Origin of the sequence: Deinococcus sp. QL22, from assembly GCF_023370075.1 — a bacterium.
In the GTDB taxonomy this organism is placed as follows: Bacteria; Deinococcota; Deinococci; order Deinococcales; family Deinococcaceae; genus Deinococcus.
The window spans coordinates 2766182-2778064 of record NZ_CP097149.1 but is presented as its reverse complement, the minus strand read 5'-3'; the positions used below and the strand labels follow the sequence as shown (position 1 = coordinate 2778064).

The 11883-nt window shown below is 61.7% G+C and carries 12 protein-coding genes; 11 read left to right on the top strand and 1 reads right to left on the bottom strand.

The window, feature by feature from the left end; all coding sequences use genetic code 11:
- Positions 1 to 135: 135 nt before the first annotated feature.
- The 11 genes from M1R55_RS13850 (at position 136) to M1R55_RS13800 (ending at position 10326) form a co-directional block, all read left to right on the top strand.
- Positions 136 to 348, top strand: coding sequence for an RNA-binding S4 domain-containing protein (locus tag M1R55_RS13850; protein ID WP_064014586.1), 213 nt, complete (start codon positions 136 to 138; stop codon positions 346 to 348).
- Positions 349 to 499: 151 nt separating this feature from the next.
- Positions 500 to 1057, top strand: coding sequence for a DUF1684 domain-containing protein (locus tag M1R55_RS13845; protein ID WP_249392319.1), 558 nt, complete (start codon positions 500 to 502; stop codon positions 1055 to 1057).
- Positions 1054 to 2025, top strand: coding sequence for an FAD-binding oxidoreductase (locus M1R55_RS13840; protein ID WP_249394222.1), 972 nt, complete (start codon positions 1054 to 1056; stop codon positions 2023 to 2025). The genes M1R55_RS13845 and M1R55_RS13840 overlap by 4 nt, the downstream gene beginning before the upstream one ends.
- 156 nt (positions 2026 to 2181) lie before the next feature.
- The gene (locus tag M1R55_RS13835; protein ID WP_249392318.1) at positions 2182 to 3183 is read left to right on the top strand and encodes an isocitrate/isopropylmalate dehydrogenase family protein; all 1002 of its coding nucleotides are present in this window, start codon (positions 2182 to 2184) and stop codon (positions 3181 to 3183) included.
- A gap of 317 nt (positions 3184 to 3500) precedes the next feature.
- Positions 3501 to 4418 carry a phospho-N-acetylmuramoyl-pentapeptide-transferase gene (locus M1R55_RS13830; protein WP_249392317.1) on the top strand — a complete coding sequence of 306 codons (918 nt, stop codon included), beginning with the start codon at positions 3501 to 3503 and terminating at the stop codon, positions 4416 to 4418.
- A gap of 33 nt (positions 4419 to 4451) precedes the next feature.
- The gene (locus M1R55_RS13825; RefSeq protein ID WP_249392316.1) at positions 4452 to 5435 is read left to right on the top strand and encodes a class I SAM-dependent rRNA methyltransferase; all 984 of its coding nucleotides are present in this window, start codon (positions 4452 to 4454) and stop codon (positions 5433 to 5435) included.
- 129 nt (positions 5436 to 5564) lie between these two features.
- Complete coding sequence (locus M1R55_RS13820; RefSeq protein ID WP_249392315.1) at positions 5565 to 6257, top strand: cytochrome c; 693 nt, start codon at positions 5565 to 5567, stop codon at positions 6255 to 6257.
- Between the two features lie 214 nt (positions 6258 to 6471).
- The gene (gene ilvD / locus M1R55_RS13815) at positions 6472 to 8166 is read left to right on the top strand and encodes a dihydroxy-acid dehydratase (protein ID WP_249392314.1); all 1695 of its coding nucleotides are present in this window, start codon (positions 6472 to 6474) and stop codon (positions 8164 to 8166) included.
- Positions 8167 to 8272: 106 nt separating this feature from the next.
- Positions 8273 to 8746, top strand: a complete 474-nt coding sequence (locus tag M1R55_RS13810; RefSeq protein ID WP_249392313.1) for a helix-turn-helix domain-containing protein — start codon at positions 8273 to 8275, stop codon at positions 8744 to 8746.
- Positions 8644 to 9393, top strand: a complete 750-nt coding sequence (locus M1R55_RS13805) for an IS630 family transposase (RefSeq protein WP_249394221.1) — start codon at positions 8644 to 8646, stop codon at positions 9391 to 9393. The genes M1R55_RS13810 and M1R55_RS13805 overlap by 103 nt, the downstream gene beginning before the upstream one ends.
- A gap of 21 nt (positions 9394 to 9414) precedes the next feature.
- Entirely contained in the window at positions 9415 to 10326 is a 912-nt protein-coding gene (locus M1R55_RS13800; protein ID WP_249392312.1) for a restriction endonuclease, read from the top strand.
- A gap of 3 nt (positions 10327 to 10329) precedes the next feature.
- Here M1R55_RS13800 and M1R55_RS13795 read toward each other — a convergent pair whose 3' ends face one another.
- Positions 10330 to 11505 (bottom strand): acyl-CoA dehydrogenase, encoded by a 1176-nt coding sequence (locus M1R55_RS13795; RefSeq protein ID WP_305880267.1) that lies wholly within the window; start codon positions 11503 to 11505, stop codon positions 10330 to 10332.
- Between the last annotated feature and the right edge of the window lie 378 nt (positions 11506 to 11883).

Genomic DNA, 11883 nt, shown 5'->3' with positions numbered 1-11883 from the left:
GTGGGTCATAGGTGGTGGGGAGTGGAAAGGGCGTCTAAAGAGCTAGGGTCTAAGGGTCTACGAAATGATTCCTGCTGACACTCAAACCTTTGACCATGTTCCACTCATCGCGCCCCGGCCTGCTACGCTGCCCCCATGACCGGGCGCAACGACCAACCTACAGACACGATTGATCTGCAAGACTTTCTCAAACTTCAGGGCGTGGTGCAAACAGGCGGCGAGGCCAAATTTCGCGTGCAGGGCGGCGAAGTCCTGCTGAACGGCGAGGTCGAAACGCGGCGGCGCAAGAAGCTGCGGCGCGGCGACGTGGTGGAATACGCGGGCCAGACCATGAAGGTCGATTGGTGATAAAAATTCAGAGCAAAGCCGTGTTTTGCGGCTGCAATCCGACTTGCAAAGCCCCAAAGAGGAGCGAAGCGAGCAGGAAAGAGTACGGGGTTCGGGAAATGGACGGACGTCCGGTGTCCTTCCGGGTCGCCGGGAATTGGACGGAATCCGTATGACGCAGGCGCACGCTGAGGCTATTGCCGAGTTCCGGCGGCGCAAAGACGAGCATTTTGCAGCAGGGCGTGGGCCGATTGGGGCGGCAGCTCTGGCCGAATTCCGGGGCCTGAGCTACTTCGCACCTGATCCGGCGTGGGTGTTTACGGTGCCTGTGCAACCCGGCGACCTGGCCGAAATGACACTCGGCACGAATACCGGCGAAACTCGGACGATGGCGCGGTTCGGCTTGGCAACGGTAGACCTCCCGTCCGGTTCCCATACGCTGTCGCTGTTTGCACCACTGGGAGAGGAGAAACCCGCACGGGTATTCGTGCCCTTCCGCGACGCCACCTCACGCACTGGGGAAACTTACGGCGCAGGGCGCTATCTAGATGCACCGCTGGCCCAAGCCCCTGAATCTGACGAGATGCTGGTGCATCTGGATTTCAATATGGCTTATCACCCATACTGCGCGTATGGCGACGGCTGGACTTGCCCGCTGCCCCCCGCCGAAAACGTGCTGCCCGACGCCGTGCAGGTGGGGGAAAAGCTACCGAGTGGAGTGGCAAACTGACTGATGTTCTGGTGATTGGGGCGGGCGTGGCGGGCGCGTCGGTAGCTTACTTTTTAGCGTCGGCAGGCGCACGGGTGACGGTGCTGGATGCAGGCTTCAGCACGGCCAGCACGGTTCCGGCGGCGTTGCTGAACCCGGTGCGCGGGCAATCGGGCGCGGTGGATGCCGGGGCAGTGGAAGGCATGGCGCTGACGTGGGCTTTGGTTCAAGCGCTGACCGACGCCGGCTACGACGTACCATACGGCAAAACCGGAGTGCTTCGGCCTGTGCCCGATGTCCGCACCCGCGCCCGCTTTGAGAAACGCCTGCCCGCTGATCTAGCGCACAATTGGCTGACTCCCGGAGACTCGCCCGTGCCACTCAGCCCCGGTTGGGATGCCGTTTTACATCTGCCGGCAGGGGGGTGGCTGGACGGCGCGGCCTTCACGCGGGCACTCTTGGCGGCGTCGGCAGCGCGGGTGGTGCGTGGGCGGGCGCGAAAATGGAACGCGACATCGATGGATTTGGACGTCGGCACACGGCTGGAAGGAGGTGCGGTGGTCTGGTGCGGCGGCTCTATCGGTGCAAGCTGGATTGGCGCGAATTGGGCAGGCCACCCCGCCACCCACCGCGCCGGAACCATGCTGCTGCTCTCGCGGTCCGTGTGTGCGCTGCCCATCAGCTTCGGCGCTTACCTCTCCCCCGCTGCGTCCGGGGGCGTTTTAGGCGCAACATTCGAGCAACCCTCGCCCATCTGGAATGCTGGCCCGCTACCGCTGGGATCGCTGGATTGGTTGCTGAAGAAGGGTGAGGCGTTGGCTGACCTGTCGGGTGTACAAGTCACCGGGCGCTGGAGTGCCTCGCGGTTGTCGGGCCTGCAGGTGGGCCAAACTCCGCAGGGCTGGTGGCAACTCACGGGACTGGGCAGCAAAGGCTTTTTGCTGGGGCCGCTGTGGGCTCGGGAGTTGGCCGGGCAGGTTGCAGGCTAAGTGGTTTTTTTTGGCGGCGATCAATGTGGCGGGTTGCCCTTTCTTAGACCCTCGACCTTTAGACCCTTAGACTCACTCCCCCGCCCCCGCCCCCGTCACGCCCCCGGTAACGCTTCCATTCTTACAATTGCTCCGGCTGTCCTCTAGACTGACCTTATGGCGAAGTACCGTATTTGTTTGATTGAGGGAGACGGCATCGGTCACGAGGTCATCCCCGCCACCCGCCGCGTTCTGGACGCTGCCGGGTTCGACGCAGAGTACGTAATCGCGGAAGCCGGTTACGAGTACTTCCTGGATCACGGCACCAGCGTGCCGCAGGCCACCTACGACGCGGTAGAAAACACCGACGCGACCCTGTTCGGCGCGGCCACCAGCCCCAGCGGCATCAAGCCTGCCGGGTTTACCGGGGCCATCCGTCACCTACGCCAGAAGTACGGCCTGTACGCCAATGTGCGCCCCACACGTACCCGCCCCGTGCCCGGAGCCTACGAAAATGTAGATCTGGTCATCGTACGCGAGAACACGCAGGGGCTGTACGTGGAGCAGGAGCGGCGCTACGGCGACACGGCCATTGCCGACACCGTGATTACCAAAGACGCCAGCGAGCGCATTGGCAAATTTGCTGCCGACCTCGCTATGAAGCGCGACAAACGCCTGACGGTGGTACATAAGGCGAACGTGTTGCCTGTGACGCAGGGCCTCTTTCTGAACACGATTCTGGATCACACCAAGACCGTGGAAGGCCTGAACACCAGCACCATGATCGTAGACAATGCCGCCATGCAGCTTGTTCGCAACCCCCGCCAATTCGACGTGCTGGTCATGACCAACATGTTCGGCGACATCCTGTCCGACCTTGCCGCCGGACTGGTGGGCGGGCTAGGCATCGCGGCCAGCGGCAACGTGGGCGACAAGTTCGGCATCTTCGAGTCGGTTCACGGTAGCGCCCCCGACATCGCCGGGCAGGGCGTCAGCAACCCCACCGCCAGCATTCTGGCCGCCGTGCTGATGCTGAACCACATCGGCGCAAGCGAACTGGCGACCAAAATAGACAACGCCGTAAACACTGTCCTGACCGAAGGCCCACGCACCCGCGACCTCGGCGGCACGGCAGGCACGGAAGAATTTACGCGGGCAGTGATCGCACAGCTTAAGTAAAACCAATCAAGTAGGGACGTGTGGCGTAGGTAAACCACACGCCAATGGGGAAGCTGGGGCGAAATGCTCCGGCTTTTTCCGTGTCTGAACCGAGTCAAAAGGTTTGCATTCCAACTGGGGTTTGTTCCTCTGCACCTGTGGGCGTCGCTGCGAGGTTGCCCGCAAGACCGCCACTGCTCCGGCCCACCCTCCCTTCACCCCCGACCCAGCGCACTCCGGCGCGTGGTACTCTCCCCGGTTGAGATGCTGCCCACTTTCTTGCCGATAAAATCGCCCCAGATTTACCCGCTTTCCCACTGCACCGCGCAGGTGCGCCCATGATGATCTTGGCGGCGTTCCTGTCGTGGTTTTTGGTGGGCCTGTTTATCCGGATCAGCAAGGCGCGGGGCTGGGGGCAGCCGGTTCGTAAGGACGGGCCGCAAACCCATCTGGTCAAGGAAGGCACGCCCACGGCAGGCGGGGTGGCCTTCGTGCTGGCGCTGGCCGTCGTGTTCTTCCCACTGTACTTTACCGGGCGGGCGGGCGACTCGCGGGAGCTGCTGCTGATGCTGGCGGCCCTCGGCATGGGCATCATCGGCGGGCTGGACGACTTCCTGAAGGTGGTATCGCGCATGCGGGGTAGCGGCAAAAAAGAGCTGCTGGCCCGAGAAAAATTCCCGCTGCAAATCCTGGTGGGCCTGATCTTCGCCTACTTTGCCGCCCCGCTCGCCAGCCATGAACTCTTACCCTCGTTCGGCACGGCGGGCGACATCATTTTGCTGACGCTGGTGATGGTGGGTTCGGTCAATGCCTTCAACTTCACCGATGGGCTGGACGGCTTGCTGGGCGGCGTGGCGATCATCGTGCTGCTGCCGCTGCTGGCCGTGTCGCCTGTGTCGGCACTGTTGGTGGCCGTGTTGCTGGGCTTCCTGTGGTTCAACGCCCACCCGGCCCGCGTGTTCATGGGCGACATGGGCAGCCACGCCATCGGCGCTATCGCGGCGGGCGCGTACATCCTGTATGCCGATGTCTGGCTGCTGCCGCTCGCCGCCATCATTCCCGTCGTGGCCGTGCTGAGCGTGGCCATTCAGGTTATTTCCTTCAAAACTCGGGGCAAGCGCGTGTTCCGGATGAGTCCTATTCAGCACCATTTTGAACTGAGCGGCTGGCCCGAAACCCACGTGACGCTACGGTTCTGGGTGGTTACGGCGGTAGCGACGGCGGCGGTTTGGTGGATTCTGGGTGGCAGGCCGTAAAAACTGTGAGGAGTGAGGGGAAAAGGCAACAACATGACAGGTGAGGTTTCTAGTCTTCCAGTCAATTTAGAAGAGCTTCTGGCCGAGGCTTGGGCGGCGCGGGCGCATCTTCCGGCGGCTGGAAGCACGTTTTACCGGGCGGTGCATACCACCGAAATGGGCGGGCTGTTTTGTGTAGATGTGGCGGGCGATGCGGGCATTCTGAGCCTGTACGCCGACCTGTGGCCTGAGGATGAACAGCGTTTGGCCCAAGCCTGTGCGCGGGAGGGGCAACTGGTGGGCGTGTACCTGAAACGCCGTCCGGTAGAAGCCCGGCACGCGGCGAACATTGCCCGCGATCTGCTCACGCCGCCCGATCCGGTGTGGGGCGAGGCACGGCCCGAAGTGACCGCACTGGAAGAAGGGGTACCGTTTCTGATTCGCCCCGGTGCAGACCTGAGCGTGGGTCTGTTTCCGGATGCCCGCCGCGCCCGGCAGTGGGTTCGCGAACACGCCAACCATCAAGAGGGGCGGGTGCTGAACACCTTTTCGTATACCTGCGGCTTTGGCGTGAATGCCCTGCTGGGCGGGGCTTCCAACGTCAAAAATGTAGACCAGTCGCGCAAGGTGCTGAACTGGGGGCAGGAAAACTACGGCCTAAGTGGGCTGGACGCCCCCCGAACCGACTTTATTTCCGGCGACGTATTCGAGTGGCTGGAACACTTTCGGCGGCGCGGGCAGGAGTTTGATCTCGTGATTCTTGACCCACCTAGTTTTGCCCGCAAAAAGTCAGGGGTGTGGCGGGCCGAGCGCGACTACGCCCGACTTGCGACGCTGGCGGCCAAGGTCACGGCCCCCGGTGGGCAAGTGCTGGCGATGCTGAACCATGCAGGCGTGTCTCCGGTGGCCTTTGACCGCATGATGGAAGTCGGCCTGCCCGAAGCGGCGCGGCGCGGACGGTTGGATGTGCGCCTGCAACTGGGCGAAGATTATCCGCAGGCGCGGCATTTGAAAGCGCATGTGTGGCAACTGGACTAGGAAAACAGTGCTAGAGATGGAAGGCGGGAAGATTTGCGTTGTGTGGGGCAACAGAACAGGTATGCTGATTACAGTTTCCCGCCACGCCTAGCCCCACCGCTCCCCTCACCCTACCCCGGAGGTCTGCCCATGCCCACCCGTTTTCGTTCGGCGCTGCTCTGGCTCGCGCCTGTGCTGCTGGCTTCCCCCATCGTGGCCGCCGCATTGCAGACGACTCCAGCAGCCAATGTCACCGCACCCACTGTGACGCTTCCGACCCTGAAATTCACGACTCCCAATGCGGCGAGGGGAGCACAGATAAGCGCCAATTGCGCGGGCTGTCACGGGGTTGGCGGAGTCAGCAAGGACGAAGCTGTGCCCTCTTTGGCCGGACAGGTGGCGAGCTTTACGCGGCAGCAATTGGTTACTTTTAAGGCCAAACTGCTGCCCGACCCGACCATGCAAAACATCGCTGGACGCCTGACCGATCAGGATATGGCCGACATTGCGGCTCACTTTGCGACCCTTACCCCCGGCCCCGCGTGGAAGGGTGCAGATGCAGCGGTACGGGCACAGGGTGCGGCGCTGTATGCCAAAGGTGACCCGGCCCGCAACCTGATCGCCTGTTCGGTATGCCACGGAGCCGACGGACGCGGAAATGACGCGCTGGTGATGCCCAGCATAGCCAACCTTGCTCCAGCCTATGCGGAAGGAAAGCTGGCCGAATACCGTGAAACCGTGCCGTATGCCTACCCCAGCCCGCAGGCCATGCACGCCGCCGCACAGGGGCTGACGGATGAGGAATTGACGGCTTTAGCGGCGTATGTGAGCAGTTTGAAGTAGGGGTCTTTCAAGTAGAGATTCTGCGTCCACCTCCGTTGCTGACGCAACGCCCCCCTTGAGGGGAGGACAACTGCTTTTGCACGCCCCTCTCTTGCGCAGCTTTACAAGTCTAAGGGGGCTGGCTGCGGAGCAGAATGGGGGGTTCGCCCAAAATCCCACCCCTGTCTGACCCACACACCTCACCCTGTCCCTGCGCGGGCCTATGCTGTAGCGCATGACGGATACCACCAGCAAACGCAAACTGAACTGGAACAGCCATCAGGTCACGCAGGGCGACGCGCGCGCGCCCAACCGGGCCATGTTGCGGGCGGTGGGCTTTCAGGACGGCGATTTCGAGAAGCCGATTATTGGCGTGGCGCACGCGCAGAGCAACATCACGCCCTGCAACAACGGGCTGGGCGAACTGGCAGGCCACATCACCGGGGCCATTACCGAGGGCGGCGGGATGCCTCAGGTGTACGGCACGATTACCGTGTCGGACGGCATCAGCATGGGCACTGAAGGCATGAAGTGCAGCCTGGTCAGCCGTGAAGTGATCGCCGATTCCATCGAAACCGTTTCGCGGGGTCAGAGCCATGACGGCGTGATCGTGGTGGGCGGCTGCGACAAGAACATGCCCGGAGCCATGATCGGCATTTCGCGCCTGAATATCCCGGCGATTTTCGTGTATGGCGGCACCATCAAGCCCGGCCATTACAACGGCAAAGACCTGACCATCGTCAGCGTGTTCGAGGCGGTAGGCGCACTGGGCGCAGGAAAAATGAGCCGCGAAGACTTCAACGAGATCGAGAAACGCGCCTGCCCTGGCAATGGCTCCTGCGGCGGCATGTACACCGCCAACACCATGAGCAGCGCCTTCGAAGCGATGGGCATGAGCCTGCCTTTTTCCTCCACCATGAGCGCCGTGGACGCTGAAAAAGCCGTGAGCAGCGCCGACAGCGCCCGCGCCCTGCTGAAACTGATCGAAGCAGACATCCGGCCCAAAGACATTCTGACCAAGAAGGCTTTTGAGAACGCGATTACCGTGATTATGGCCGTGGGCGGCTCTACCAACGCCGTGCTGCACCTGATGGCGATTGCTCATGCCTGCGACGTAGACCTTGATCTGGCCGATTTCGAGCGTATCCGCGAGGCGACCCCGGTCTTCTGTGACCTGAAACCCAGCGGCCAATACGTGGCGACTGATCTGCACGACGTGGGCGGCATTCCCCGCGTGATGAAGATGCTGCTGAAAGCGGGCCTGCTGCACGGCGATTGCCTGACCGTGACGGGCAAAACGATCGCAGAGAACTTGGAGGGTGAGCCGGAAGAACCGAACGCCGGGCAGGACGTGATTCGCCCCTACGATCAGCCGATCTACGCGCAAGGCCACCTCGCCATTTTGCGCGGCAACCTCGCCCCCGAAGGCAGCGTCGCCAAGATTTCGGGCCTGAAGAGCATCAAAATTACTGGCCCCGCCCGCATCTTCGAGAGTGAAGAAGAGAGCATGGCGGCGATCATGGCCGATCAGATCAACCCCGGCGACGTGCTGGTCATCCGCTACGAAGGCCCCAAGGGTGGCCCCGGTATGCGCGAAATGCTCTCGCCCACGTCGGCCATCATCGGCAAGGGCCTCGGCGACAGCGTGGGCCTGATTACCGACGGGCGCTTTTCGGGCGGCACGTTCGGCCTCGTCGTGGGCCACGTCGCGCCGGAAGCCTTTGTGGGCGGGCCGATTGCGCTGGTGCATGAGGGCGATACGATCGAACTGAACGCCGAAACCTGCGAGTTGACGCTCCATGTGGACGACGCGGAGATCGAGCGCCGCCGGGCCGCGTGGGTGCAGCCGGAACCGCGGTACAAGCGCGGCGTACTGGCGAAATACGCGAAGTTGGTCAGCAGTGCAGCGGTGGGAGCTTATACGGACTGAGACAGATCTAAGGGTCTAACAATCTCAGGAGATGGCCGTCTATTTACGGGTAGGCGGCCTGCTTGTTTGGGCTAGTACAGCGTTTTGCAATTTAGTAGAGTTAGTTATGCCTCGCCCTCTGCTGTACAAAGTGGAATTGAGCCCTGAGCAGGAACAGACTCTCAAAGCCATCACAACGAAAGGGACCCACAAGGCGCGGGTCATGACCCGCGCTCAGATCTTGCTGATGGCCCATCGGCAGATGGGTGATCTCGCGATCAAGGAAGCCCTGGGGATCAGTGTGCAGATGGCGCAGTCGATCCGAAAACACTTCGTGCTCGGAGGGCTGGACGCGGCGCTCTATGAGGCCCCACATACGGGTCGACCCGCGAAATTCACTGGCCAGGATCGGGCGGCCATCACGGCACTGGCGTGCCGTGAGGCTCCCACAGGCCATGCCCAGTGGAGCGTTCGCCTGCTCGCCGAAAAAGCCGTGGAATTGAACGTGGTAGACGGCATTGCGCCGTCCACGGTGTTCTACATCCTGAAAAAAACGCGCTCCAGCCGCACCGCAAAAGGCAGTGGTGCATCGCGCAACTGACGGCAAAGTTCCTGTGTGAGATGGAGCGTGTCCTGGACGTGTATGCCCGGCCCTATGATGAGCGCTTCCCCGTGTTGTGCTTCGATGAGCAGCCTTGTTTCCTGATCGGCGACGTCATGGCCCCGGTTCCGATGGAACCGGGACGAGTCGCCAAGCAAGACTATGAATACGAGCGATTTGGAAGTGGCGCGGTGCTGCTCGCGGTTGAACCCCAGACTGGTCGTCGGTTTGTGAACGTGTGTGCCCGACGAACGGCCGAGGAATACACGGCATTCATGGAGGAGCTGGAACGGGCCTACCCAGCAGCGGTACAGATCACCCTGGTGCAGGACAACCTCAATACCCATCATGGGGGCAGCTTCTACAAGTGGATGTCCCCAGAACAGGCCCACCGGTTGATGGGCCGATTCGAGTGGATCTACACGCCGAAACACGCCTCTTGGTTAAACATGGCGGAGTTGGAATTCAGCGCTCTTCAGCGGCAGTGTTTACATCGGCGGATTCCTTCGCTGGAACGACTTCGTTCCGAAGTCGAGGCGTGGGTGGCCGCGCGTTCACGCGCGGCCATCACACTCAACTGGCAGTTCTCGACTCAGGCCGCCCGACGAACCCTCGGACGCCACTATGAAACCATTCGTATTAATTGAACGCTGTACTAGGCTGGGGCAATGGCTGTTCCGGATTACCAATCGCTGATGCGCCCCCTACTGGAAGCCGTGCAAGACGGCACCACACACGTGATGCGCGAGGTTGCCGGCCATGTGGCAGCCACACTCGGTCTAAGCGATTCAGACCTACAGGAATTGCTCCCCAGCGGCAAACAGACCATCTATAAAAACCGGATCGGGTGGGCCAAAACCTATTTGACCAAAGCACAAGCTCTAGCCACAGAAACACGCGGGACTGTCAAAATCACCACGCGAGGGCAGGAGCTTTTGGCACGAACTCCGGGCCGAATCGTCCAACGTGATTTGGAGATCTACCCGGAGTTTCTAGCCTTTAAAACGACGGGCCAATCCCAAACGGCACCAGCCGCACCAACGCCGGATGACATTTCTTTGGTGACCTCACCCGAAGAGCAACTGGCAACGCTCTACAGTCAACTTCTCACCTCACTGGCCGATGAGTTGCTGAGCCAAGTCATGCAGATTTCACCCCAACAATTTGAACGGCTCGTGGTGGAAGTGCTGGTGTCGATGGGCTACGGCGGCAGTGTGCGCGACGCTGGGCAAGCATTGGGCCGCAGCGGTGACAACGGCATCGACGGCATGATCAAGCAAGACCCGCTGGGGCTAGACCGGGTGTATCTGCAAGCCAAAAAATGGCAAAACACAGTGCATAGTCCGGAGATCAGAACCTTCGCCGGAAGCCTGACCTATCACCGCGCCAGCAAAGGCGTATTTCTGACCACCTCCGGCTTTAGCGAGGGAGCTAAACAAACGGCGGCCCAGATCGGAAACATCATTTTGATTGACGGCCATATGCTTGCCAGCCTGATGATCGACTACAGCGTAGGAGTGTTGACCCGCAAAACTTACAGTATTCGCCGCGTTGACAGTGAATACTTTGAAGAACTGTGAGCCTCACCCACCCAGTTCTTTAAACACCGCCCGGCTAATCACCAACTGCTGAATTTCGCTGGTGCCTTCGTAAATCTCCGTCACTTTGGCGTCACGGTACAACCGTTCTACCGGGTAGTCGCGGCTGTAGCCGTTGCCGCCGAATATCTGGATGGCGTCGCGGCTACAGTTCACGGCGGCGTCGCTGGCAAGCAGCTTGGCGATGCTGGCCTCTTTGCCGTAGGGCTGGCCCGCGTCCTTCAGCCACGCGGCTTTGAGGGCCACCATCCGGGCAGCCTCGGTGTGGGCGGCCATCTGCGCGATCTTGAATGACACGCCTTCAAATTCGCTGATGCGTTTGCCGAACTGCTCGCGCTCCAGGGCGTAGCGGGCGGCATGTTCCAGAGCGCTGCGGGCAATGCCGAGTGCCTGCATGGCAATGCCGATGCGCCCCGCATCCAGGCTCGCCAGCGCGATAATCAGGCCCTGCCCTTCCTCACCGATCAGTTGATCCGCGCCCACCCGCACGCCATCAAAATTGACGGTGGTGGTGTGGGCAGCGTGCAGGCCCAGCTTTTCTTCGGGCTTGCCAAAGCTGAGGCCGGGGGCGTCGTGCGGCACCACAAAGCAGCTCACGCCGCGTGCACCCGCGCCGCCTGTACGCGCCATCACAAGGTAAGTGTGGGCCTGCCCGCCACTGGTAATCCACGCTTTGCTGCCGTTCAAAATCCAACCGTCATCAGCGGCCTCAGCCTTTAGTCTCAGGCTGGCGGCGTCACTGCCTGCCCCGGGTTCGGTCAGGCAAAACGCGCCGATGTGCTGCCCAGTCGCCAGGGGGCGCAAATACTGCTCGCGCTGGGCGTCGGTGCCATAGCGCAAAATCATCTGTTCGGGCAGGCCATTTTGCACACTCACGATCACGGCCACACTTGCATCAGCCGCCGCGATTTCCTCTAAGCACAGGGCGTAGGTCACGCTGTCCAGTCCCGCGCCGCCCCATTCTTCGGGCACGGTGGCCCCCATCAGGCCCAGGTCGGCCAAGCCGCGCAATTGCTCGTGTGGATACTCACCGCTGCGGTCAAACTCGGCGGCTTTGGGCGCAATCTCGGCGCGGCAATATTCGCGCACATGTTGCACAATCATGCGCTGCTCGTCGGAGAGGGCAAACGACATGCCAGGGGCGGCCAGGGTGGCGGTCATGGCGCCAGGCTACCAAACGGGCGTTAGGGAGACAGTGAGTGGGGTGGGGCGGTTGGGATGGGGGCGGTTTATGGAAGCGTGAGCTAAGGGTCTAGGGTCTGAGGAAGGGCAATCGCGTTGCTCACTCACCCCATCTGCTTCGCAGCTCTGCGAGTCCCCGGCCTTCCCCCTCTCCTGCGGAGCTGTGCCAGCCAAGGGAGAGGGCGCAACAACCCCGATACCGCCCCCCAGCTCGTCCCCGCCCCATCCATGTGAGGCCGTCGTCCACGACGACTGGCGATTCCGCTTCAAAAGAGAGATTTAGGTAAGTCTGAATCCAACAAGATCAATCCTGCCTAGCGCAGCGCCGCTCCCCTACGCCACCAGGTAGGGCCGAGG